Consider the following 24,925-nt stretch of genomic DNA (forward strand, 5'->3'; position numbering starts at 1 on the left):
CAACAACAGGTACAAGTCCCTGAAAACGGGCTAAAAACAACAAAGTAGCCCGACCGCTACATGGCGAAACATGCCGGACACACGGCACGCACACATGACTCCCTCCATTAAACCGCATGTCATGTCATGAAAATGCGACGCTCGTTTGAAAACGTCTCAAGAACAGGCAGGAACAACTGAATGAAGTCTAAAAAACTCACGGCCTTGATTCTGGTCGGGATGCTGCTGGGCATCCTCGTAGGCTACCTCTTCCGCCAACACGCCGGCGATGACGCCGCCGCGATCAAATCCTTCGTCGACGGCATGTCCATCCTCACCGACATCTTCCTGCGGCTGATCAAGATGATCATCGCCCCGCTGGTGATCTCCACGCTGGTCGTCGGCATCGCCAAGATGGGCGACGCCAAATCGGTGGGCCGCATCGGCGGCAAGACCATGGGCTGGTTCATCGGCGCCTCGCTGGCGTCGCTGACCCTGGGCCTGATCATGGTCAACATCCTGAAGCCGGGCGTGGCGCTGAACCTGCCGTTGCCCGACATGCACGCCGACTCCGGCATCAAGGCCGGTGCCATTTCGCTGAAGGACTTCGTCACCCACGCCATTCCCAAGAGCGTGTTCGAGGCGATGGCCAACAACGAGATTCTGCAGATCGTGATCTTCTCGGTGTTCTTCGGCAGCGCGATGGCCGCGCTGGGCGAACGCTCCAAGGCGCTGATCGACGTGATCGACGTCGTCGCCCACGTGATGCTGAAGGTCACCAGCTACGTGATGAACTTCGCCCCGCTGGCGGTGTTCGGCGCCATCGCCGCCACCGTCGCCAAGGAAGGCCTGTCCATCCTCGGCACCTACGGCAAGTTCATGGCCCAGTTCTACATGTCCATCGGCATTCTGTGGCTGCTGCTGATCGCCGTCGGCGTGCTGATCGTCGGCCCGCGCCTGTTGCACCTGATGGGCATGATCAAGGAGCCGCTGCTGCTGTCGTTCACCACCGCCAGCTCCGAAGCCGCCTATCCGAAAACCCTGGAACAGCTGGAACGCTTCGGCGTGTCCAACAAGATCGCCAGCTTCGTGCTGCCGATGGGCTACTCGTTCAACCTGGACGGCTCGATGATGTACTGCACCTTCGCGGTGATCTTCATCGCCCAGGCTTACGGCATCGACCTGACGCTGGCCCAGGAAATCTCCATGCTGCTGATCCTGATGCTGACCTCCAAGGGCATGGCCGGCGTGCCGCGCGCGTCGCTGGTGGTGATCGCCGCCACCCTGGCGCAGTTCAACATCCCGGAAGCCGGCCTGCTGCTGCTCTTGGGCATCGACCACTTCCTGGACATGGGCCGTTCTGCCACCAATGTGGTGGGCAACTCCATCGCCACCGCCGTGGTCGCCAAGTGGGAAGGCGAACTGAAGCGCCACTGAGCCGCTTGCGCCCCCACGCCAACGCCACCCTTCGCGGTGGCGTTTTTCATGGGCGGAAAACTGCAAGAAACTATTGACAGTTCAGGCTCGCACGGACATAATGCGCTCCTCGACTGACACCGGAGAGGTGGCAGAGTGGTCGAATGTACCTGACTCGAAATCAGGCGTACGTGCGAGCGTACCGAGGGTTCGAATCCCTCCCTCTCCGCCAGTAGAACGCAATCAAGCCCTTGAGCAATCAAGGGCTTTTTTGTTGCCTTCGGCAAACGCGCGGCAATCCGCTCCGGATTGCGGCCATCCGGGTGCTCATACCCCAAAAAAATCGCCGCCCGCACGGCCCCGCCCCAAACTCAGCGCAGCAAAAAAGGCGCGAATGCGCGCCTTTTTGACCAATCTACGACAACATCACGCCAGCGCGACGCCTTTTCTTCGGGTGCGGCCCGAATGCAGATAATCGGCGATGTAGTCTTGCGACACCTCGCCGCAATAGCGGCCGGCCTCGTCCACCACCGGCATCCAGGTGAGGTTGTGCTCGTACAGGCGCGACAGCACGATGCGCAGGTTCTCGCCGACGCCGGCAGTCACTTCGATTCTATTGATCTTGTCGCGACAGCGGCCGTCGCCGGACTTGGCGTCTCGGCGCTTGACGAAGCCCAGCGGCTCGCCGGCATCATCCACCACAGTCAGATGCAGCAGATCGGCATCATCCATCATGCCGTAGGCGGCGGACAGCGGAGTATCCAGCCGGGCAGTCAGCGTCTCCCGCTGCTCGGCCACCTCGCCGGCCTTCACCAACAGCAGCCGCTTCAGCGTGCGATCATGGCCGACGAAGCTGGCGACGAAATCGTCGGCCGGATGCGCCAGCACCTCGTCCGAACCGGCGCACTGCACCATCCGCCCCTGGCGGAACACTGCGATGCGGTCGCCGAGCTTGATCGCCTCGTCGATGTCGTGGCTGACCAGCATCACCGTCTTGCCCAGCTGGCGCTGCATCTGCAGGAATTCGTTCTGGATCTGCTCGCGATTGATCGGGTCCACCGCGCCGAACGGCTCATCCATCAGCAATACCGGCGCATCGGCCGCCAGCGCGCGGATCACGCCGATGCGCTGCTGCTGGCCCCCGGACATCTCTCGCGGGTAGCGCTGCAGAAAACGGTCCGGGTCCAGCGCCACCATATGCATCAGCTCGCGGGCGCGCTCGCGGCAGCGCTTCTTGTCCCAGCCCAGCATGCGCGGCACCACCGTGATGTTTTCCTCGATGGTCATATTGGGAAACAGGCCGATCTGCTGGATCACGTAGCCGATATGCCGGCGCAGCGTCACGGTGTCGATGCCGGCGGTGTCCTCGCCGCCTATCAGCACCTTGCCCGACGTGGGCTCGATCAGGCGGTTGATCATCTTCATCGTGGTGGTCTTGCCGCAGCCGGACGGGCCGAGCAGCACGCAGATTTCGCCTTCCGCCACTTTCAGGCTGACATTGTCCACGGCCTTGAACACTTGGCCGTTCTTTTGGGTGAATTGCTTGCAGAGATTTTGCAGTTCTATCATCAGCGGATTCCTTTCGGTGTCAGCGCGCGCTGGGCGCGCAGCAGCAGCCAGTCCATGGCCACGGCGAGCAGGCTTACGGCGAGGGCGCCGGCGATCAGCTTGCGGATGTCGCTCTGGCTGATGCCGTGCAGGATCAACGTGCCCAGTCCGCCGGCGCCGACGATGGCGGCGATCGCCATCACGCCGATGTTCAGCACCACCGCGGTGCGGATGCCGCCGAAAATCACCGGCACCGCCAGCGGCAGCTCCACCCAGCGCAGGCGCTGCCAGAAGGTGAGGCCAATGCCGCGGCCGGCCTCGCGCACGCCCGGCTCCAGATGCGTCAGCGCCGCGTGGGCGTTGCGCACGATGGGCAGCAGCGAATAGAGAAAAGCGGCGGTGACGGCCGGCACCGCGCCGATGCCGTGGCCGATCAGCGAAAACAGCGGGATCATCAGGCCGAACAGCGCGATCGCTGGAATGGTCAGCAGCACGGTGGCCAGGCTCAGCACCGCGTCGGCGATGGCGGGAAAGCGCACGATGGCGATGCCCAGCGGCACGCCCAGCAGCACCGCGAGGCTGACCGCGATGCCGACCAGCGTCAGATGCTGCCCGGCCAGCCCGCCGATATAAGACAGATTGGCCAGCATGTAGCGGCCGGTTTCCAGCAGGGTTTCCATCACGCGCCCTCCTTCGCCAGGCCATGGCTGCGCAGGAACTCGGCCGCCACCTCCCGGACCGGACGATGCCGAATGTCCACCTCGGCGTTCATCGCCGACATCGCGTCGTTGTCCAGCAAGGCGGACAGCCGATTCAGTTCGTCGGCCAAGCCGGGATTGCGGTCCAAAACCTCCTTGCGAACGACCGGCGTTGCCGAATAAGCGGGGAAAAAGCCCAGGTCGTCTTCCAACACCAGCAGATCGAAGCCCGGAATCCTGCCATCCGTGGTGTAAACCAAGCCGGCGTCGACGAAGCCGTCGCGGACCGCGTTGTAGACCAGGCCGGAATCCATCTGGCGGATCTGCGGCCGGCTCAAGACCATGCCGTACAGCTGTTGCAACGGCTTGAGGCCGTCCGGACGGCCGGCGAACTCCATGTCGAAGCCCAGCTGCCAGCGCTTGTCGCCGCCGTTGTTGCGATTCACCGCGCGCGCCAGATCCGACAGCGTGCGCACGCCCTCGGCCTCGGCGCGCTCGCGCTTCATCGCCAGCGCGTAGGTGTTGTTGAGCGCGGCGGGGTTCAGCCAGACCAGGCCCATGGGCTCGTCCAGCCGCTTGACGGTGGCGTAGGCCTCCTCGTTGCCCATTTTTTTCTGAATGCCGTGATGGACGATGAGCCCAGTGCCGGTGTAGTCCCAAGCCAGGTCGATCTGCCCGCTTTCCTGCGCCTTGCGCAGGATCACCGAGGCGAGGTCGGTTTTTTGCGCCACCTCGTAGCCCTTGCCGGTCAGGTACTGCGCGGTCAATTCGGACAACAGGTGCTGCTCGGTGAAGTTCTTGCTGCCCAGCGTCAGGCCTGCGGCCGCGGCCGGCGCGGAAAACAGCGCCAGCGCCGCTCCCGCCAGGCAGGCGGCGGCCAGCCAGTTGCGAAGATGCGCAATCATTTTCATTGGAAATCCTTCATTCTTTCCCATCTCGCCCGCCACTCAGGCGATGCCGCGCGCGGCGGCCAGGCGGCCGACAAGCGCCACCGACTGATCCAGCGCCAACGCCATCAGCGCGGTGCCGCCGGCTCCCAGCAGCAAGGCGGTGTGGTTGTTGAGATAAATGCCGGGGAAGATCAGCTCGCCGTAGCTGCTGGCGCCGATCAGAAAGGCCAGCGGGGCGGTGCCCACGTTCAGCGCCAGCGCGATCCGCACGCCGGACAGGATCACCGGCAAGGCATTGGGCAGCTCCACCCGCCACAACCGCTGTCGCGGCGTCATGCCGATCGCGTCGGCCGCCTCCAGCATCGCGGGCGGCAAGCCGGCCAGGCCGGCGTAAGCGTTGCGCACGATGGGCAGCAGGGAAGCCAGAAACAGGGCGGCGATGGCCGGCGCGTCGCCGATCCCCACCACCACCATGGCCAGCGCCAGCACCGCCATCGGCGGCAGGGTGTTGCCGATATTGAAGATCTGCATCCAGGATTCGGCGCTGCGCCGCAGCCGCGGCCGGCTCAGCAGGATGCCGCTGGGCAAGCCCACCGCCAGCGCCAACGCCATCGACGCGCCGACCAGATAGAGATGCCGCCCGCCCAGATAGACCAGGTCTTCGCGGTATTCCGCCCACACGGCCGGGCCAAGGCCGTAATACAGTCCCGCCGCCGCCAGGGCGGCCAGGATCAGCCAGATCATGCTGCGCTTGCCAAACGCTCTTTTGTGCATCTGCGTCCTCCTTGGCGGATAGCGACGACAAAACCGTCGGCGATCCGCTGTAATGATCGCGACAACCAGAGAGCTGCCAGTAGATTTTCAAGACATCCGGCCTAGCCGGATACGAGGTGCGTGAAACGCGGGAACGGGACAAGCCCGAAGATTGAGCGGCGCGTTGCGCGCCAGATAACTTCGCAAACACTATAACATCGCGCAAATCAACATGCAAACAATCTAATATTCAAAAACATCATAAGAATCTTGATATTGCAGAAAAAACATTAGAATCATTCCTATATTTGATCCAAACGTACTGACAAATCCCCTGCCATAAAGAGCCATTTCTTCGCAGCAGAACTGGCAACCCAAGCTGATGCAAATCCACCGGATCCATTGAAAAACAAAAGAAATCCGCCTCCGCCATCAAAGACTGGGCGGCAGACCTCATCCTCCCTCACCAGCCCTCCGCTCCAGCTCCGCAGAATACCCATTGTCATTAAAAACATGATTACGCCGCTTTAGCTTCCCATTTTACTTTTCATGACACACATGGCACTCCCAGATCCGGTCAAGACGCGGCCCGCCCCTGCCTCGAAACGCCACGGCGAAGGAAACGGCCAGCCCGCAAGCCATGATGAAATGACAAAAGAAATATGCACCTCAAAGACAAATCCTTTGTCCTGATGCCTTGATCGGCGCGCTGAAAACGCATCCGTATTTCTACTAGAAATCATCCATTTGTCTTGATAGAAGGCCAAACACCATTCAATTCGAGCCTTCCCTTATGCCAAAAGGCAATGCGATGAACTAACTTGAATGGATGAGACGGCCCGCGCCTCGAGGGCGGAGCCCGAAATGGAGTCCGTGATGACAGAATCACAGTCAAAAAGACTGTTCGGCTTCGATAGGCGGATCGCGCTGCTCGGCCTGCTGCTGTGGAGCTTGCTGGCTGCGGCCGTCACCTGGATCGCCGGCGAGCACGAACACGAGCGCGCGCTGACCTCGATGCACAACCGGCTGGCCTCGCTCGTCCAGCTGAGGCTGGAAATCCTGAGCCAGAGCCTGGAGCGCTACAGCCAAAGCGTGCGGTTCCTGGCGGATACGCCGCCGGTAACGGGCCTGGCCCGCGCCAGCTTGAACCATGACTTCGACGCCGAGGAGCAAAGCTCCGGGGAGTTGTGGCGGCGGCGGTTGGCGGCTATTTTCCGGGCCTATGCCGCGACCACCCCGGAAACGCTGCAGCTGAGGCTGATCGGTCTGGCGGACAACGCCCGCGAACTGGTGCACGTGCTCAATCACCGCGACGGCCCGGTCAGCCTGCCGGCGTCGGAAATGCAGCACAAGAACGACACCGACTACTTCAAGCAGGCCATCCGTCTGTCCTCGGGCGAAGTCTATCTGTCCGACATCCGTCTCAGCCGGGACCGCAGCCGGAACGAAAAAGAGCCCCCGCTGCCGGTTCTGAGGCTGGCGACCCCGATCTACAACGCCGGCGGCAAGCTGTTCGCCGTGCTGTCCATCAATGTCGACGCCCGCCACCTGATGTCCTATCTGCGGGTGGGCAGCGGCGAGAGAAGCGTGCGGGTCTACATCACCGACCAGAACGGCGATTTTCTAGACCATCCAGACCCGAACAAAACCTTTGGCAAGGATAGAGGCAAGCGCTGGCGTTGGCAGGATGAATTCCAGCCGCTCCCGGAGCCCGACGGCCACAATGGCCTGCAGCACCTGCGATCGTCCGGCGGGGAAGTCTACGCGGTGACCCGCCGGCTGGCGCTGGCGCCGCAGAAGCGCGACGGACGCTATCTGGTCATCACCGAAGCGCTGCCCGAATCCATCATCCGCGGCGCGGTAGACACAGCCCGCCGCGACACGCTGCTGGCGATGTGCCTGGGCGGCCTGCTGGTAGCGGCGCTGGCCTGGGTGTACCAACGCCAGCGCAATCGCCTGCACAAACAGATCCGCGAGATGAACGCCTCGCTGGAAACCGAGGTGCAGCAGCGCACGCAGGAAATCCGCCGTTACGTCGCGCTGCAGCGGGCCATCCTCAATGACTCCAGTTACGCCATCATCGCCACCGACCAGTCCGGCCTGGTCACGCTGTTCAATCCGGCCGCTGAAGCGCTGCTGGCCGAAAGCTCCGGCGAAGTCGTCGGCCGCCGCCACATCACCGACTGGCTGGACGCGGCGGAATTGGAGGGGCATGGCCGGCAACAGGCAGAACAGAGCCACGCCCAGCCCGCAGGCGCCTTCGAAACACTGCTATCCCGCTCACGCGGCATCCAATCCGTCCAGTCCGGCCAGCTGGACTGGACGGTCATCGCCAGCGACGGCCGCCGCATCCCTGCGTCAATCGCGATGACCGAGCTGCGCGACGACGATGGCGGGCTGCAGGGTTTTCTCGGCATGGCAGCGGACATCTCCGCCCAGCAGCAGTACCAGCGCGAATTGATGAGCGCCCGCGACCAATTGGCCAAGGCGGCGGAAGTCGCCGAACTCGGCATCTGGACCTGGTGGCTGGCCGACAATGCGCTGGCGCTGAACACGCGGATGTTCGACATGTATCAATTCCCGCCGGAATTGCATCAGGAAGGCCTGACCTACAAGCATTGGCGCGACCGCCTGCATCCCGATGACGTGGATGCCGTGGAACGCGAACTGATGGAGGCGGTAGCTGGCCGCGGCACTTATGCGCCGATATTCCGCATCGTGCTGCCGGACGGAAAAATCCGGCACATCCAGGCCGGCGCGCTGGTCGAGTTCGACGAAGACAATCGGCCGTATCGCGTCACCGGCATCAATCGCGACATCACCATCCAGCACAATGTCGAAACCACGCTGCGCGAGGCCAAGGAAACCGCCGAAGCCGGCAGCCGGGCCAAAGCCAACTTCCTGTCCAATATGAGCCACGAGATCCGCACGCCGATGAATGCCGTGCTCGGCCTCGCCTATCTGCTGGAGAAACACGGCCTGCCGGCCGAGGCGCTGGATCTGGTGCACAAGATCCGCGTCGCCGGCCGCTCGCTACAGGCCATCATCAACGACATTCTGGACTTCTCCAAGATCGAGGCCGGCAATCTGGAAATCGAACGGGCGCCGTTCCGTCTCGCCGATGTGCTGGACAACCTGTCCACCATCATGAGCACCAATGTCGGCAACCGCGATGTCGAACTGATCATCGCGCCGCCGCCGTCTGACATCGACTATCTGCGCGGCGACGCGCTCAGACTGGAGCAAGTGCTGATCAACCTGACCAGCAACGCGATCAAGTTCACCGAGCAGGGCCACGTCAAAGTCACCATCCAGCCACTGGAGGTCCGGCCGAAGCAAGTACGGCTGCGCTTCGCGGTGGAAGACACCGGCATCGGCATTGCCCAATCCAAGCAGCGCGAACTGTTCCGGCCCTTCACCCAGGCCGACGCCTCCACCACCCGCCGCTTCGGCGGCACCGGTCTGGGGCTGGCCATCAGCCAGCGGCTGGTGGCGCTGATGGGCGGCGAGATCGGCCTGGACAGCGAGCCTGGCCGCGGCAGCACTTTCTGGTTCACGCTGCGCCTTCCACGCGAGCAGGGCGTCAGGCTGTCCTCTCCGGAAATGGCCAATCTCAATGTGCTGATCGCCGACGACAATCCCATCGCGCGCGAGACGCTCGGCGTCACCTCCAATGAACTCGGCTGGAAAACGCTCGCCGTCGACTCAGGCCGGCTGGCGGTGGACCGGGTGATCGCCGCGCTGGGTGGAAACCAGGCAGTCGACGTGGTGATCCTGGACTGGAAAATGCCGGGCATGGACGGCCTGGAGGCAGCCCAGGCCATCCGCCTGGCCTGCCGCGGCAAACGCATGCCCATCATCCTGATGGCCACCGCCTACTCGCGCGAAATCCTGATGGCCGAACCCGCCGCCGACACGGTGACCGAAGTGCTGAACAAGCCGGTGACGCCGTCCGGGCTCTACAACGCCGTCGCCCGCGCGCTGCGGCCGCAGCAGGCCGCGCCGCAGACCCCGCCGCCGGCGCAACAAGGCGGCCGGCTGCAGGACCTGCGGCTGCTGGTGGTGGACGACAGCGACATCAACCGCGAAGTGGCGCAGCGCATTTTCGAGGACGAAGGCGCCATAGTGTCTTTGGCAAACGATGGGCGCGAAGCGCTGGACTGGCTGCTGCTGCACAGCGGCGAGGTGGACATCGTATTGATGGACGTGCAAATGCCGGTGATGGACGGCTACGAAGCCACGCGGCAAATCCGCGCCACCCCGGCGCTGGCCCACCTGCCGGTGGTGGCGCTGACCGCCGGCGCCTTCCAGGCGCAACAGGACGCTGCGCGCGAAGCGGGCATGAGCGACTACATCGCCAAACCCTTCGATGTCGAAATCGCCATCGGCCAGTTGCGCCGGCTGGTCGGCCGCCAAACCACCACGCCGGCGGGCGCGCCCTCGGCCAGCCAGGCGACGCTGCAATCGGACCTGCCCGGGCTGGCGATCTCGCGCGGATTGCAGATCTGGCGCGACGCCGACGTGTACCGGCAATACCTGCGCAAGTTCGCCCGCGACTACGGCGACAGCGCCGCCACCATGCGCCTGGCCGGCAAGGTGGTCGCCCAGGCGCTGGCCCACAAACTGAAAGGCGCCGCGGGCAATCTGGCGCTGGACGAGGTGTCCTCGCGCTCCGCCGACGTGGAAAACCGTCTGCTGGCTGGCGACGACCCCGGACCGGCATTGGACGCTTTGCGCACCGCGCTGGCTCGGGCGCTGGACTCCATTTCCCGCTACGCGCCGGCAGCGCAAACCGACGAGGCCGAAAGCGCGCCGCCCATCGACGCCACCCGGCTGAAGCCCTTGCTCCTCCAGGCGCTGCAGGCCTTCAACCGGGACGATCCCGCCGCGGTGGAGCCCATTCTCGTCCAGTTGGCCGCCCTGCTGCCGGACCAGCAGGTGGCGCCGCTGCGCGACGCGGCGGAGAACTTCGATTTCCGCGGTGGAGAAGCCGCCACCCATGCCCTGGCCAAAACATTGGGCCTTTCCCAGGAACAGTGAAACATGCAGCCCTCTCCTCCCTTGCTCGTTGTCGACGACGAACCGCAAAACCTGGCCGCGATGCGCCAGGTGCTGGCGCCGCAATATCCGCTGGTTTTCGCCCGCAACGGCACCGAAGCGCTGGCCGCGGCGGCCAAGCACCGGCCCTCGCTGGTGCTGCTGGACATCCAGATGCCGGACATGGACGGCTATGAGGTTTGCCGCCGCCTCAAAAAAGATCCGCAATCCTCGGCCACCCCGGTGATCTTCGTCACCTCGTTGGCGGAAATCGGCAACGAGGCGGCCGGCTTCGACGCCGGCGCGGTGGACTACCTGGTCAAGCCCGTCTCGCCGTCCATCGTGCAGGCCCGGGTACGCACCCACCTGTCCCTGGTGCAAGCCACCCAACTGGAGAAAAGCCACCGCGACGCGATTTATATGCTGGGCCAGGCCGGCCACTTCAACGATACCGACACCGGCGTCCACATCTGGCGGATGGCGGGCTATTCGGCGATGCTGGCCTCCACCAGCGGCTGGGACGCGCCCTCCTGCCACCTGCTGGAACTGGCCGCGCCCATGCACGACACCGGCAAGCTGGGCATACCGGACGCCATCCTGCGCAAGCCCGGCCCGCTGACGCCGGAGGAGTGGGAAATCATGAAGACCCACACTCGGATCGGCCACGACATCCTGATCCGCAGCGAAGCGCCGGTCTTCAGACTGGCGGCGGAAATCGCGCTGTATCACCATGAGAAATGGGACGGCAGCGGCTATCCGGACGGACTGGCCGGGGAAGCCATTCCCGAATCGGCGCGCATCATTTCGCTGGCCGACGTGTTCGACGCGCTGACGATGCGCCGCCCATACAAGGACGCCTGGCCGATGGAAAAGGCGCTGGCCACGCTGCGCCAGGGCAGCGGCGTCCATTTCGAGCCCCGGCTGGTCGAGGTCTTCGACGCGGCGCTGCCCAAGCTATTGGAAATCAAGGAGATCTGGGGGGATCTTTCCCAGCAGGCGGAGCACGACGTGCTGATGCTGTTCTGATCACGCGAGGAGCCGGACGCCCAAGCCGCCTGGCCCAGCGGCCGGCGGCGCTAAACCGCCTCGACGTTGTTGTGCACTTCGCTGTCGCGCAACACCACCTGCGCCCACACCACCGCATCCAGGTAATACTGGTTGGCCAGGTCCAGGTCGAAGTCCAGCACCCTGGCCAGCGCTTCGATCTGCGGGTTGTCGCCCAACTCGCAGGCCATCGCCAGCGACAGATGCGGCGAGAAGATGCCCTTGCCCTCCACCACCGCCTCCCTCACCGTCAGCGGTAGCTCCAGCGGGTCCAGCACATCGGGAAAAGGCTGGTTGAGCAGCACGTCCAGCAGCGAGAACATCCCGGTCAGGAACAGATGCTCGGCCTCCAGCTTGTTGCCGCGGTATCCCCCCAGCTTCTCCATGAAGCGGGCGCGGATCAGCGATTTCTCCATCAGCGCGATGGCGGTGCCGTCCTCCTTGCGCGAAGTGAACAGCAACATGGACAACCACTTGAACAGCGTTTCGCGCCCCAGCAGCAACAGGGTTTCCTCTATCGTCTGCACCTTGCGCGACAAGCCGTGTATCGGCGAATTGATGAAGCGCAGCAGCTTGAACAGCAGCACCGAGTCCAGTTTGAACTGGGCTTCCACTTCCTTGGGATCGGCGCTGGTGCGCAATAGGCGCATGATCTGCAGCACGCGGGTCTGGTTGGTGTCCACCTTGCCGCCCTCCAGCGCGTGGGCGGTGGTGACGAAGGGGCCGTGGAACAGCGCGAAGCGATTGTTGCCCGGCCCGCGCAGGCAAACGTCCATGTCCTCGGCGGTGCCGACATTGCGCGCCAGCCATCGGGCGCCGGGATAGCGCTTGGGCAGCTGGTCCAGGATGGGCGCCAGCACCCGGGTGGACGGACCCGCGAAGTCCAGCACCATGAAGTCGACGCGGCTGAACAGATCGGCCTGCAATCCCGGGCTAAGCATGTTCTGGTCGTAGGCGGCGGGTTCCAGCGCGAAGCGCAGGCCGAGCTTCTGCAGCTCGTCCAGCTGGCGCAGCATGTGCTCCGCCACCTCCATCCCCGGCAGCGGCTCCAGCACGAAGATCACGCTGCCCGCCGGCATGCCGCGCAACTGCGGATCGTCGAGCGAGGTCATCGCGATGTGGACGAAGGCGCGGCGGTAAGCCAGCAGCCGGAATATGTCCATATTGTGCAGCGTGGCCAGCAGCAGCCGGTCGAATTCCTGCTGCTTGCCGGCCTCGATGTTGCGCTTGCCCTGGCGGACGAAAAAATCGTAGGCGACGACGCGCTGCTGGCGGTCCATCACCGGCTGGTGGGACACAAAGCCCAGCGTGGCGGGCAGGTCGACCGGCTCGTCCTCCGCCGGCGGCGGCGGGATGATGGTATCGAGCGGCTCCGGCCCCGCCTCCTGATGCGGGGCCTCTTCCTCATTCGCGTTCTTCTTCAGACGTCCGGCCAATCCATCTATCAGATTTTTCAGCATGGTGTCATCCCAGGGTTGAACTGGCCTCGAGCCTGCCCGGCCGGTATATGTGCATTCTAGCCGATATGACCCGCAATTCTCGGCGTTTCCACCCGCACATCGCCGCATTGCGCGCGGTGGCGCAAGGCGTGGTCGATCAGCACCAGGGCCAGCATCGCCTCGGCGATCGGCGTGGCGCGGATGCCGACGCAGGGATCGTGGCGGCCATGGGTTTCCATGGTCACCGCCTCGCCCTGCTTGTTGATCGAGCGGCGCGGCTGGGCGATGGACGACGTCGGTTTGATGGCGATGGAAACGTCGATCTGCTGGCCGGTGGAGATGCCGCCCAGCACGCCGCCGGCGTGGTTGCTGGCGAAGCCTTGCGGCGTCAGCTCGTCGCCGTGCTCGCTGCCCCTCTGGGCCACGCAGCCGAAGCCGGCGCCGATCTCCACGCCCTTGACCGCGTTGATGCTCATCATCGCGTAGGCGATGTCAGCATCCAGGCGGTCGAACACCGGCTCGCCCCAGCCCACCGGTACATTGTCGGCCACCACGCGCAGCCGCGCGCCGATCGAGTCCAGGCTCTTGCGGATGCTGTCCATATATTCTTCCAGCCGCGGCACGATGTCCGGATCGGCGCTGAAGAAGGGATTGCCGCCCACATGCTCCCAGCCCTTGAACGGCATCTGCACTTCGCCGATCTGAGTCATGTGGCCGCGAATGACGATGCCGTATTTTTCGCTCAGCCACTTCTTGGCGATGGCGCCGGCCGCGACGCGCACCGCAGTCTCGCGCGCCGAGGAGCGGCCGCCGCCGCGCGGATCGCGGGTGCCGTATTTATGCCAGTAGCAGTAATCGGCATGGCCGGGGCGGAAAGTCTCGGCGATATTGCCGTAATCCTTGCTGCGCTGGTCGGTGTTGCGGATCAGCAGCGCGATCGGCGTGCCGGTGGTCTTGCCCTCGTAGACGCCGGACAGGATTTCCACGGTGTCCGGCTCGCGGCGCTGGGTGACATGGCGGCTGGTGCCAGGCTTGCGGCGGTCCAGCTCCGCCTGGATGTCCGCCTCGGTCAAGGCCAGTCCCGGCGGACAACCGTCCACCACGCAGCCTATGCCCGGCCCGTGGCTCTCGCCGAAGGAAGTCACCGTAAACAATCGTCCCATGCTGCTGCCTGACATCTGCTTTCCCCTGCCCCTGATTGCGTATCGTCATCGATTCTAGCATGGCGCGCGCAGCAAACAGCCATGCTGCGGCGCGCATTGAAATCGGCAGCGGACGCTGGCATTCTTTTTGCATAAACGGGCGATGCGGGAATGCCCGCCCTTCCCGACGGGAAGGCCATCCAATCGGACAGGAGTCTGCCATGAACGCATCGACATCCGGCCTCGCGCGCAAGCTCGGCGGCTGGCAACTATGGGGCATCGCCGTGGGGCTGGTGATATCCGGCGAATACTTCGGCTGGAGCTACGGTTGGGCGCAGGCCGGCACGCTGGGCTTTCTGTGCGCCACGCTGTTCGTCGCGCTGATGTACACGGCCTTCATCTTCAGCTTCACCGAGCTGACCACCGCCATTCCGCACGCCGGCGGGCCCTTCGCCTACGCCCGCCGCGCCTTCGGCCCACTGGGCGGCTTCGTCGCCGGCTTCGCCACGCTGTGCGAATTCGTGTTCGCGCCGCCCGCCATCGCGCTGGCCATCGGCGCTTATCTCAATGTGCAATTCCCGTCGCTGGCGCCCAAGTGGACCGCCTGCGGCGCCTATCTCGCGTTCATGGCGCTGAACATCGCCGGGGTCGGCATCGCCGCGATGTTCGAGCTGGCGGTCACGCTACTGGCCATCTTCGAACTGCTGGTGTTCATGGGTGTGGTGGCGCCGGGCTTCAGCTGGGACAACTTCATGCGCCACGGCTGGGCCGGGCAGGACGCCTTCCATTGGGGCGCCGTCGGCGGCATGTTCGCCGCGCTGCCGTTCGCGATCTGGTTCTTCCTGGCGATAGAGGGCGCGGCGATGGCGGCCGAAGAAGCCAAGGACCCGGCCCGCACCATCCCGCGCGCCTACATCGCCGGCATCCTCACCCTGGTGGCGCTGGCCTTCGGCGTGATGGTGATGGCCGGCGGCGCGGGCGACTGGAGCCGGCTGGCCAACATCAACGACCCGCTGCCGCAGGCGATGAAGCTGATCGTCGGCGAGCACAGCGGCTGGCTGCACATGCTGGTGTGGCTGGGCCTGTTCGGCCTGGTGGCATCGTTCCACGGCATCATCATGGGCTATTCGCGGCAGATCTTCGCGCTGGCGCGGGCCGGCTACCTGCCGCGCGCGCTGGCCGCCGTCCATCCGCGCTTCAAGACGCCGCACCGCGCCATACTGGCCGGCGGCGCGGTCGGCATCGCCGCCATTTTCAGCGACGATCTGGTGCAGATCGCCGGCCAGCCGCTGACCGCCAACATCGTCACGCTGTCGGTGTTAGGCGCCATCGTCATGTACATCGTGTCGATGCTGGCGCTGTTCCGGCTGCGCGGCCGCGAACCGGCGCTGCCCCGGCCATTCTCCGCGCCCTGCTATCCATGGCTGCCAGCGCTGGCGCTGGGCTGTTCGCTGATCTGCCTGGTCGCCATGGTCTATTACAACCGGCTGCTGGCCGGCATCTTCGCCGCGATGTTCACTGCCGGCTATCTGTACTTTCTCGCCACCACCCGTCAGCGCGCCGAAGCTGCCCAAGACGCGATGCTGCACAGCGCGCCATCCGAAGCCCAACCCGACCCCGTCAAGGCCACGACATGAGCCACGCCATCGCCATAGGACCGCGGACCTACCGCTTCGCCGACCTGAAAACGCTGCTGGCGCGCGCCAGTCCGCTGCGCTCAGGCGACCAGCTGGCCGGCGTCGCCGCCGCCAGCGCCGAGGAGCGGGTGGCGGCGCAAATGTGCCTGGCCGATCTGCCGCTGACTGTCTTTCTCAACCAGGCGCTGATTCCCTACGAGGAAGACGAAGTCACCCGGCTGATCCTCGACAGCCACGATGCCGCCGCCTTCGCCGCCGTCTCCCACCTGACCGTGGGCGGCCTGCGCGATTGGCTGCTGTCCGACGCCGCCACCGCGGAGACGCTGGCGGCGCTGGCTCCCGGCCTCACCCCGGAAATGGCTGCGGCCGTGTCCAAGCTGATGCGCAACCAGGACCTGGTGCAGGCGGCGCGCAAATGCCGCGTCGTCACCGCCTTCCGCAACACCCAGGGCCTGCCGGGACGGATGGGCGTGCGGCTGCAGCCCAACCATCCGGCCGACGACGCGCGCGCCATCGCCGCCGCCACGCTGGACGGCCTGCTCTACGGCGCCGGCGACGCGGTGATCGGCATCAACCCGGCCGGCGACAGCCCCGGCGACATCCGCAACCTGCTGACCCTGCTGGACGAAGTGCGCCAGCGTTATGCCATCCCCACTCAAAGCTGCGTGCTCACCCACGTCACCAGCACGCTGGACCTGATCCGCCAGGGCGCGCCGGTGGATCTGGTGTTCCAGTCGATAGCCGGCACCGAGAAAGCCAACGCCGGCTTCGGCGTCAGCCTCGCCGTGCTGGACGAAGCCCATCAGGCGGCGCGGGAGCTGAAGCGCGGCACGGTGGGCGGCAACGTGATGTACTTCGAAACCGGCCAGGGCAGCGCGCTGTCGGCCAACGCCCACTGGGGCGTGGACCAACAAACCTGCGAGGCGCGCGCCTACGCGGTGGCGCGCCGCTACTCGCCGCTGCTGGTCAACACCGTGGTCGGCTTCATCGGCCCGGAGTATCTGTACAACGGCAAGCAGATCATCCGCGCCGGGCTGGAAGACCATTTCTGCGGCAAGCTCCTGGGCCTGCCGATGGGCTGCGACATCTGCTACACCAACCACGCCGAGGCCGATCAGGACGATATGGACGCGCTGTTGACGCTGCTGGGCGCGGCCGGCGTGCACTTCATCATCGGCGTGCCCGGCGCCGACGACATCATGCTGGGCTACCAGAGCACCTCCTTCCACGACGCGCTCTACCTGCGCAATACACTGGGGCTGAAGCGCGCGCCGGAGTTCGAAGACTGGCTGGAGACGATGGAAATCACTCGCGGCGGCAGGCTGCTGCCGCAGGACAAGCGACAGCGGCTGCTGGCGCTGATGGAGGGCGTGGCGTGAAAGAAAAGCAAAACCCCATCACCGAAGACGGCTGGAGCGAACTGTCCCGCCTCACCGCCGCCCGCATCGCGCTGGGCCGCGCCGGCAGCAGCCTGCCCTGCCGCGAAACGCTGCGCTTCGCCTTGGCCCACGCCCAGGCGCGCGACGCGGTGCACACGCCGCTGGACGCCGCGGCATTGGCCGAGGAACTGGCGACGGATGGCCATCGCGTCATCGACATCCGCAGCGCGGCCGGCAGCCGCGCCGAATACCTGCAGCGGCCGGACCTGGGCCGCAGGCTGGACGAAGCCAGCCGCGCGCGGCTGCTGGCCGAAACCGGCAAAGGGTGCGATCTGCTGATCCTCATCGCCGACGGCCTATCCTCGCGCGCGCCCGCCCTGCACGCGGCACCATTGCTGCGCGAGCTGCTGCCGAGGGTGCGGGAGATAGGCCTGAGCGTCGGCCCGCTGCTGATCGCGCGCGAAGCGCGGGTGGCGCTGGGCGACGAGGCTGGGGAAATCATGGGCGCAAGAATGACGGCGATGCTGATAGGCGAACGGCCCGGCTTGAGCTCGCCGGACAGCCTGGGCCTGTACCTGACCGCCGCGCCGCGCGCCGGCCGCAGCGACGCCGAGCGCAACTGCATCTCCAATGTGCGGCCGGACGGCCTGCCCTATCCGCTGGCGGCGTTCAAGCTGGCCTGGCTGATAGACGCCGCGCTGCGCCAGACTACCGGGGTGGGACTGAAAGACGGCAGCGCGGCAGATCCGCGCTGGGCGGCACTGTTGGCGAGGCAGGCCTGCCTAGTCAAAGACTGAGCGCTAGCACAGCTCGTATGTGTCCGCTACGCGGACAGTATTGTAAGTGCCGGTTCCGCCCGGCAAACGGGCCAGGGGCTGTGCGGCCAGCCCTGTCGCTGCGAGTCAAAGATTCGCACGCAGAGGCGATCCCAGGCCGCCCCTGCAGCCCACGAAACCCCGACAATAAAGCGCCTGGCCAGGAGCCGCCGAAACTAGCCGCGCGCTAACGTCGCGCGGCGTCGAACAAATCGGCGGCTTAAAACCTGGCCAGACGCTTTCTTGCCAGCGTGTGCTGAAGGGAATATGGTCGCGCTAAAACGAATCTGCCTAAAGCAGGAAAATCCAAGTCGATAACCTGTTGCTACGACCTAGCGCTATCAAACATGCAATTAGGAGGCGCAATTCAACACTAGGGCTTGCCGTAATCCTCACCACGGCAAACTGCCGCCCTGACGGCGATACCAGCCGGTGACCGACAAACGCTGCAGCTTCGCCGGCAAGACCTCATGCCAGAAACGGTCGGCCAGGAACAACACCAAGGTTCCGGCTTCCGGCTCCACGTCGATGAACGCTTCGCAGGCTTCATCCAGGTACAGCCGGATCTGGCCGCCGCCGTCGGCCGGCCAGTTCTCGTTGAGGTATAACACCGTGGTCAGCACGCGGGCGTCGTCGTCGCGGAAACGGTCCAGATGCTTCTTGTAGAACGCGCCCTCCGGGTAGACGGCGAAATGCGACTCCAGCTCGGTCAGGCCCAGGTACAGGCCGCGATTCACCGCCTGCATGATTTCGTCCATCGCGGCGTTGTAGGCGCGCACCGCCGGCAGTTCATCCACCTGATCCAGCCACAGCACCGAGTCGGAGCGGATCTCGGCGCGGCGCGCCTGGCCATCGGCGCGGCCGGTGGCGGCCTCGTGGAAGCGGCCGTCGTCCCACACTTGCAGGCAGGCCTCGCGCAGATTGGCGACCAATTCCGCCGGCAAAGCGCGGGGGATGACGATCCACCCCTGGTCGGCCAGGGTGTCGAGTACGGCGTCGAGTTCGAATTGCAGCGCGGTCATGTCGGAGTTGTCCAGAAAACGGGCTGACGCTTTCTACCACATGCCGCACCCGCTGGCGAATGTCGAATATCAATCCTTGCAAGCTTATCCGGCCAGCTGCGGGCAGCGCCATCAAAAAGGGAGCGGAAAATGATTCCGCTCCCTTTTCAAAAAAACGACTGCTTATGCTTTCGGAGGCGTGCCCTCGGCATTGGCCACCACGGCATCGATTTGTATCATCGCGTCGCGAGGCAAGGCGCCAACGCCCACCACCCGCCGCGCGGGAACGCCGCCGGGGAAGAAGGTGGCGTAAACCTCGTCCACCGCATCGATATCCGCGATATTTTTAAGGAAAACATTGACCTTGACCACGTCGCCCATCGCGTGGCCTATGCTTTCCACGATGGCCTTGATGTTGTTCAAGCACTGCGCGGCCTGCTCTTTCACACCGCCAGCCACCATTTCATCCGTCTCCGGATGCAAAGGCAATTGAGCGGAAAGATGGTTGTAATGGGAGAACGCCACCGTTTGCGTAGAAAGCGGGCAGCGGGGAGCGTTTTCAGTGTTATGCGCATTGATAACAATTCCATGCCTATCTTCAACCGCTTGCGGCGGCGTACCATCTCCATGCGACACCACCACTTCAATTTGCAACAGAGCATCCATAGGCGGCGTGGCTTCCACTACCGTGCGCGCCGGAACATAAGCCACGGCCCGGGCGATGGCCGAATCCGGGAAGAACGCGCGATAAGCTTCGTTTACCGCTTCGATATCCGACAGGTTTTTAAGGAAAATATTGACTTTGACAATATCGTCAAGCGGCACGGCGATATTTTCCAGAATCGCCCGGATATTCTTCAAGCACTGAACCGCTTGCTCTCTTACGCCGCCGGCGACCAGCTTTCCGGATTCAGGATCAATCGGCAATTGAGCCGAGATATTGTTGTAATGGGAAAAGGCTACCGATTGGGTAGACAAATGGCTGGTCGGCGCATTGCGGGTATCGCTTGCGATCTTGACCAGATCGCCAGCCTGCGGCGCATTGGGAATCGTACCCTCGCCATTGGAAAGCAGAGCCTCCACCTGCAACAAGGCTCCCATCGGCAAAGCCGCGACCGCGACAGTCGTCAAGGTAGGGACATAATCCGGGAAGAAGGTGGAATACACCGCGTTGACCGCATGCATGTCGGAGATATCTTGCAGGAAAATGGTGATCCTCACCACATCGCTCATCTCATGGCCGATGCTTTTTATAATTTCCTGGATATTCTTGAAGCATCTTTCGGCCTGTTCTTTCACCCCGCCGGCCACCAAGCGCCCTGTCTCGGGATCCACCGGCAACTGAGCCGACAGATTGTTGTAGTGCGAGAAGGCTACCGTTTGGGAATACCGCCCCATTCCATTTGGCGCCTTTTCCGAATTCCTTGCCAGTACCGCGTTGAAGCTACTCATGATGGTATACCTGTTTCGTTCGAATTAATCCGCAGCATGGCCGAATACATATCGCTTCGCCATCGACAACCGCCGCTCCATTGGCATTACCATTATTTAATCCATTCCACGGCAAGATAAAGCCTTGGCAAAAGCAAAAAAACCAATCAAGGCCGAAATCGCGGGGAGTGGAAGCAATGCAATCAAGATTCCGGATTTTATCGGTTCATCGCCCAGGGCTGTCAATATGGCTCGACAATAAAACAAGGCGCAAGGAATCAATTCGAATTGAGTAAAAGGCCGCCGCCACAGGGTATAGTTATCCATCATGTCGCATATTCAACTAAAACTGCTCTTTAATGCTAATACTTCATACTGCCATTTTCTGCACACCTGCTCTTTAAAACTGCAAGATCAAACATATTCCACAGAAGCCGGATTTGACAACGATCAATATCGACAATATGCGGCGCCAAATGATTTGTTGCTTATCACGTTTTTAAATGAGAGGCCGAACTATAAATTAGCTCCCAGCCATGACTCGCCAGCCGGGCAAAGCCGCCCCCGAGCGCCGCGGTGGCGCGGATGAAGATACGCGAGAGGCCGCATGGCATCCATGCGGCCTCTCTCACGCGAAAAATGCAGAATGGCTCTGAAATCCAAAACCCAGCCAGCCATCCAGCCAAGCCGGCTCAATAATTCTCCGCCACCGCGTCGTAGCGCCCCGCCAGCCAGTCCAGCGCCAATGGGAAGTGGTCGCGCGGCGCGTCCGGGTGGGTCAGCAACGACACGTGGTTGTAGTCGTGCAGATGGCCGGCCCGCCGCCCCAGCAAATGCAGGCGCGACAAATGCGGGCCGGATTCGTCGCGGAAGCGGCGCACGTCTTCCGGATGGCCGCGGCAGGGATCGTTGGCGGCGGCGAAATACAGCACCGGCGGCAGATGGCCCGCCCGCGCGGCTTCGGCGTAATCAAAACCGTCGTCGCTGTCCACCCAGGGCCTGGGCTGGGCCCACAGTTTGCTCTGCAGATGGCTCTTGTCGCTCTCGTCGTCGGCGCCCAACCGGATGCGCCGCGCCGGCAGATAGCCGCAGGCCTTGATCAGCCAGCGCGCGGCGGTGCACCACATGAAGTCCACCTCGATCAGCTTGTTCAGATTGCGCACCCGCACGCTGCGCTTGGAGCCGAAATACACCACGCTCGCCACCTCGGCGGCGATTTCCGGGAAACGGACCAGGCAGCTGGTCATGTGCACGCCGCCCCAGGAATGGGCGATCCAGTGCACCTGCTGGCCGCCGCTTTTCCTGCGGACAAAATCATGCAGCGCCGGCAGGTCTTCGCAAATGGTCTCGGTCTGACCGTGGCGGGAATGCGGACCGATCTTGGGCGTGCTGCGGCCCCGGCCGCGCAGGTCGGCGGCGTACACGTCGTAGCCGGCGTCGGCCAGGAAGTGGGCCAGGCCCTTGCCTGATTCGGTATAAAAGGTGCGGCCGTTGGCCATCACGCCATGCGCCATCAGCACCGGCGCGCCGCCCTCGCGGCCACAGATACGCTTCAGATGCAAGCGCTCGCCGTCTCCGACCGGCACCCATAAGTCCTGCTGCAGTTTCTCCATATTCTCCTCGCTGGCCAATGCCATCGCCGTCTGCGCGGCGATTCAAGCAAACGCTTGATCATGACAAAGAACCCGGCAAAGGAAAAGCCGTTCGCGCGCAGTCCTGCCGCAAACGCAGCCGCTCGCTGTAGAGCGCCAGCCCCACGCCTGCCACGCACAGCAACGCCAGTATGGCGAACACTACCCAGGACGGCCCATGCGACAGCAGCACGCCCACCATCGCCGGCCCCAGCGCGCCGCCCAGCGAAGCCAGGTTCTGCGCGCCGTAATAGCTGCCCTTCAAGGCGTCCGGCGCGATGGCGTCGATGTACAGGTATTCGGCCGGCACCAGCACGATCTCGCCCAGCGTGAACAGCGCGATCGCCGCGCACATCAGCGGCAGGCTGTCCACGCTGCCCAGCCACAGCATGCCGGCGCCGATCAGCAGAAAGCCGCCGACGATCGCCCGCATCAGACGATTCGGCTTCAGCAGCCGGCCCAGCGGATATTGCAGCAGCACCACCACGATGGCGTTGCAGCTGATCAGCGCCGACATCCAGCGCATCGCCTCGGCCTCGTCCATCCGCGTCAGCAGGAACAGCGGCAGATAGCCGGAAAAACGGCCGTACACCACGTAGGCCAGCAGGCTGCTGAGGGTGAACCACACCAGCACCCGGTCGCCGGCCAACGTGCGCAGCGTGGCGGCGAAACCGTCGGGCAGCGCCGCGGGATCATGCCGCCGCTCCGGCAGCCGGGGCTGCGCCGCGAGGCCCGCCAGCGCAAGCAGGCCGCCCAGCCAATAAGGCGCCGTCTCGTGCCAGAACAACATGCCGGCGCACAGCATCGGCCCCAGCGCCCAGGCCACGTTGGCCAGCGTGTAGCGCATCGAAAACGCCTTGCTGCGCCACTGCTCGGCTACCACGTCGCTGAGTATCGCCTTCACCGCGATGCTGTACACCACCATCGCCAGCTCGCCCGCCGCCAGCGCCGTCACCACCGTCGCGTAACTGTGGCCGTAAGGCAGCAACACGCTGCCCACGCCCATCAGCACCGCCGCGCCGCGCAGGGCCGGTCCTCTGGGCAGCCGGTCCAGCCAGTAGCCGCCGTATAGTCCGAACAAGGCGGAACCCAGCAGCACCACCGCCAGCAGCGTGCCGGTGGCCTGCACCGACAACTGCAATTGCTTGCCCAGCGCCAACACCAGGAGCGGCGAGATCACCGCCCGCGACAGGGACAACAAGAAGGAAGACAACAGCACGCGCCGCACCACGGAAGAACGCAGATCCACGACAACACCTTGTAAAGCAAAGGGAACCGCTGCAGTATTGCCGATAAAGCGGAATGTAAAAATGGATGCAGTCCATAATAAATACTTCCGCTTTTATCCTATCCACCATCAGGAGCGGCGATGCGGCTGCAACAGCAATACCAGCGACTCTATCTGGCCTATGGCGACGCTCCGGCCCAGCCCGGCCTGCCGCAACTGGCTGAATTGTGGCGATGCGGGGAACGCAACGCGCGGCTGCAGCTGGCCAGGATGCGCGAGCTGGGCTGGCTGGAATGGCGGGCCGGCCGCGGACGCGGCCACCGCTCCACGCTCAGGCTGCTGCAGCGGCCGGACGAGCTGGAATGGCAGCAGTTGCAAGGCATGCTGGCGCGCGGCCAGCTGGAGCAGGCGTTCTCCCGGCTGGAGCCGTCCAGGCAGCAGCGGCTACTGGCTACCCTGCCGCAACATCTGGGCGCCGGCGACAGCGGACGCAGCCTGCGCATTCCCATTCCGCACGCGCCGCTGACCCTGGACCCGCAACACGTCAACTCCCGGCTGGAATCGCACCTGGTGCGGCAGATCTTCGACCGGCTATGCCGCCACGATCGCCTGGGCCAGGAGCTGCGGCCGGCGCTGGCCCACCACTGGGAAGCCGATCCGGAGGGCAGAAATTGGCGTTTCTGGCTGCGTCCGGGCCTGCGCTTTCACGACGGCGGCGCGCTGGATGCCGAAACCGCGGCCGCCAGCCTGCTCAGGCTCAAGCGGCCGGACAATCCCTACCACGCGCTGTACGGCCATCTGCGTCAGGTTGACGTCCATGACGCGCTGTCGTTCAGCTGCCGGCTGTCCGAAGCCGACCAGCTGTGGCCGCAGCGGCTGGCGACCGCCAATTCGTCCATCGTGCCGATGCGGCGCGGCGCGGATTTCGAGCGCATGCCGGTAGGCAGCGGACCGTTCCGCGTCGAGCTGCACAGCCCGCAGCGGCTGAAACTGGCCGCGTTCGATCAGCACTACCGCGAGCGCGCGCTGCTGGACGCGATCGAGCTGTGGATCATCCCGTCTCCGGCCGAGCAGGAGTTTCACCTGCGGCTGGAATACGGTAGCCAGCGCGGCGCCACCATGCTGCAATCGGCTTGCACCTACCTGCTGCTATCGCCGCGCAGCGCCCGCGTTCCTGCCAGGCAGCGGCTGCCGCTGATGCGCTTCCTGGCCGAGCCGCATCCGGTGGCCGCCTGCGACGAGCGCGCGCCGGCGCTGGGACTGCAGCCTGGCTGGCGCCACCCGCGCCCGGCCCCTGTTCCGCCGCCGCGGCTGGATGGCGCGCGGCTGACGCTGTTCCATTACGATCTGCCCTGCTTCCCGCCGCTGGCCGCCGCGTTGGCGCAACGGCTCGCGCAGTTGGGCATCGCGCTCGACATCCACGGCCTGTCGCGGCGCGAATTCTTCGACAGTTCCGCCTGGCGCGACCGCGCCGACCTGATTCTGTGCAGCGAGCTGCTGCACGACGACTGCGACTACGGCATGTTCGAATGGCTGAGCGGCTGCAGCACGCTGCAGCTGGGCCTGGCGCCCGACGCCGCCGCCCGGCTGGCGCGCGACATGCGCAGCCTGCAGGCGGAGCCGGAATTCGCCGCGCGCCAGGACGGCTACCGCCGCGCCGGCGACTGGCTGGTGGCCGAAGGCTGGATGCTGCCGCTGTCGCACGAGACGCTGGGCCACGTCGCCAGCCCGCAGCTGGCCGGCTTGCAGCTGGGCGGCAACGGCTGGACCGACTTCGCCGGCCTGTGGCTGCGCGGCTGAGTTGACGCGCGTCAAGTCCGAACGCGCCCCGCCTCTTGAAACCGCTCACATGCGCCT

General features: G+C 64.6%; 18 protein-coding genes and 1 tRNA gene. 8 read left to right on the plus strand and 11 right to left on the minus strand.

Annotated elements, in window-relative coordinates; all coding sequences use genetic code 11:
• The first annotated feature begins 180 nt into the window (after nucleotides 1–180).
• The gene (locus tag ACX17K_RS18285) at nucleotides 181–1,416 is read left to right on the plus strand and encodes a dicarboxylate/amino acid:cation symporter (protein ID WP_493775884.1); all 1,236 of its coding nucleotides are present in this window, start codon (nucleotides 181–183) and stop codon (nucleotides 1,414–1,416) included.
• A gap of 121 nt (nucleotides 1,417–1,537) precedes the next feature.
• Nucleotides 1,538–1,627, plus strand: a tRNA-Ser gene (locus ACX17K_RS18290).
• Nucleotides 1,628–1,821: 194 nt separating this feature from the next.
• Here the strand turns inward: ACX17K_RS18290 and ACX17K_RS18295 are convergent.
• Genes ACX17K_RS18295 through ACX17K_RS18310 form a run of 4 tightly spaced genes read right to left on the minus strand, consistent with a single transcriptional unit; the run spans nucleotide 1,822 to nucleotide 5,305 of the window.
• Nucleotides 1,822–2,964, minus strand: coding sequence for an osmoprotectant ABC transporter ATP-binding protein OsmV (locus ACX17K_RS18295; protein WP_493775885.1), 1,143 nt, complete (start codon nucleotides 2,962–2,964; stop codon nucleotides 1,822–1,824).
• Nucleotides 2,964–3,623, minus strand: a complete 660-nt coding sequence (locus ACX17K_RS18300; protein ID WP_493775886.1) for an ABC transporter permease — start codon at nucleotides 3,621–3,623, stop codon at nucleotides 2,964–2,966. The genes ACX17K_RS18295 and ACX17K_RS18300 overlap by 1 nt, the downstream gene beginning before the upstream one ends.
• On the minus strand, nucleotides 3,623–4,552 hold the full coding sequence (locus ACX17K_RS18305) for a glycine betaine ABC transporter substrate-binding protein (protein ID WP_493775887.1): 930 nt from the start codon (nucleotides 4,550–4,552) through the stop codon (nucleotides 3,623–3,625). The genes ACX17K_RS18300 and ACX17K_RS18305 overlap by 1 nt, the downstream gene beginning before the upstream one ends.
• Nucleotides 4,553–4,588: 36 nt before the next feature.
• Nucleotides 4,589–5,305: an ABC transporter permease gene (locus ACX17K_RS18310; protein ID WP_493775888.1), complete on the minus strand. Its 717-nt coding sequence runs from the start codon at nucleotides 5,303–5,305 to the stop codon at nucleotides 4,589–4,591.
• Nucleotides 5,306–6,160: 855 nt separating this feature from the next.
• On the opposite strand from ACX17K_RS18310, the gene ACX17K_RS18315 reads away from it, so the two are divergent.
• Both ACX17K_RS18315 and ACX17K_RS18320 read left to right on the plus strand, forming a co-directional pair.
• Nucleotides 6,161–10,324 (plus strand): response regulator, encoded by a 4,164-nt coding sequence (locus ACX17K_RS18315; protein WP_493775889.1) that lies wholly within the window; start codon nucleotides 6,161–6,163, stop codon nucleotides 10,322–10,324.
• Between the two features lie 3 nt (nucleotides 10,325–10,327).
• Nucleotides 10,328–11,347, plus strand: coding sequence for a response regulator (locus tag ACX17K_RS18320; protein ID WP_493775890.1), 1,020 nt, complete (start codon nucleotides 10,328–10,330; stop codon nucleotides 11,345–11,347).
• 50 nt (nucleotides 11,348–11,397) lie between these two features.
• Here ACX17K_RS18320 and ACX17K_RS18325 read toward each other — a convergent pair whose 3' ends face one another.
• Both ACX17K_RS18325 and aroC read right to left on the minus strand, forming a co-directional pair.
• Complete coding sequence (locus ACX17K_RS18325) at nucleotides 11,398–12,825, minus strand: EAL and HDOD domain-containing protein (protein WP_493775891.1); 1,428 nt, start codon at nucleotides 12,823–12,825, stop codon at nucleotides 11,398–11,400.
• Nucleotides 12,826–12,881: 56 nt separating this feature from the next.
• Nucleotides 12,882–13,982 (minus strand): chorismate synthase, encoded by a 1,101-nt coding sequence (aroC, locus tag ACX17K_RS18330; protein WP_493775892.1) that lies wholly within the window; start codon nucleotides 13,980–13,982, stop codon nucleotides 12,882–12,884.
• Between the two features lie 185 nt (nucleotides 13,983–14,167).
• Here aroC and eat point away from each other — a divergent pair, with 185 nt between their 5' ends.
• From eat to eutC, 3 genes are read left to right on the plus strand one after another with little or no spacing between them, the layout of a single operon-like run.
• Nucleotides 14,168–15,583 carry an ethanolamine permease gene (gene eat, locus ACX17K_RS18335; RefSeq protein WP_493775893.1) on the plus strand — a complete coding sequence of 472 codons (1,416 nt, stop codon included), beginning with the start codon at nucleotides 14,168–14,170 and terminating at the stop codon, nucleotides 15,581–15,583.
• Nucleotides 15,580–16,962, plus strand: coding sequence for an ethanolamine ammonia-lyase subunit EutB (locus ACX17K_RS18340; protein ID WP_493775894.1), 1,383 nt, complete (start codon nucleotides 15,580–15,582; stop codon nucleotides 16,960–16,962). Before eat ends, ACX17K_RS18340 begins: the two co-directional genes overlap by 4 nt.
• Nucleotides 16,959–17,759, plus strand: a complete 801-nt coding sequence (gene eutC, locus ACX17K_RS18345; RefSeq protein ID WP_493775895.1) for an ethanolamine ammonia-lyase subunit EutC — start codon at nucleotides 16,959–16,961, stop codon at nucleotides 17,757–17,759. The genes ACX17K_RS18340 and eutC overlap by 4 nt, the downstream gene beginning before the upstream one ends.
• A 410-nt stretch (nucleotides 17,760–18,169) precedes the next feature.
• On the opposite strand, the gene ACX17K_RS18350 is transcribed toward eutC, so the two are convergent.
• From ACX17K_RS18350 to ACX17K_RS18370, 5 genes are all read right to left on the minus strand, one after another.
• Nucleotides 18,170–18,799, minus strand: a complete 630-nt coding sequence (locus ACX17K_RS18350; RefSeq protein WP_493775896.1) for a 2OG-Fe(II) oxygenase — start codon at nucleotides 18,797–18,799, stop codon at nucleotides 18,170–18,172.
• A 162-nt stretch (nucleotides 18,800–18,961) separates the two neighbouring features.
• Nucleotides 18,962–20,230 (minus strand): RidA family protein, encoded by a 1,269-nt coding sequence (locus ACX17K_RS18355; protein ID WP_493775897.1) that lies wholly within the window; start codon nucleotides 20,228–20,230, stop codon nucleotides 18,962–18,964.
• Nucleotides 20,231–20,326: 96 nt separating this feature from the next.
• A complete protein-coding gene (locus ACX17K_RS18360; protein ID WP_493775898.1) occupies nucleotides 20,327–20,539 on the minus strand; it encodes a hypothetical protein in 213 nt (70 codons plus the stop codon).
• A gap of 362 nt (nucleotides 20,540–20,901) precedes the next feature.
• Entirely contained in the window at nucleotides 20,902–21,846 is a 945-nt protein-coding gene (locus ACX17K_RS18365) for an alpha/beta fold hydrolase (RefSeq protein ID WP_493775899.1), read from the minus strand.
• 34 nt (nucleotides 21,847–21,880) lie between these two features.
• Nucleotides 21,881–23,089 carry an MFS transporter gene (locus tag ACX17K_RS18370; RefSeq protein ID WP_493775900.1) on the minus strand — a complete coding sequence of 403 codons (1,209 nt, stop codon included), beginning with the start codon at nucleotides 23,087–23,089 and terminating at the stop codon, nucleotides 21,881–21,883.
• A 120-nt stretch (nucleotides 23,090–23,209) separates the two neighbouring features.
• Here ACX17K_RS18370 and ACX17K_RS18375 point away from each other — a divergent pair, with 120 nt between their 5' ends.
• Nucleotides 23,210–24,868 carry an ABC transporter substrate-binding protein gene (locus ACX17K_RS18375; RefSeq protein ID WP_493775901.1) on the plus strand — a complete coding sequence of 553 codons (1,659 nt, stop codon included), beginning with the start codon at nucleotides 23,210–23,212 and terminating at the stop codon, nucleotides 24,866–24,868.
• Nucleotides 24,869–24,925 lie beyond the last annotated feature (57 nt).

This window comes from Chromobacterium sp. INPA-IVC, from assembly GCF_059047085.1.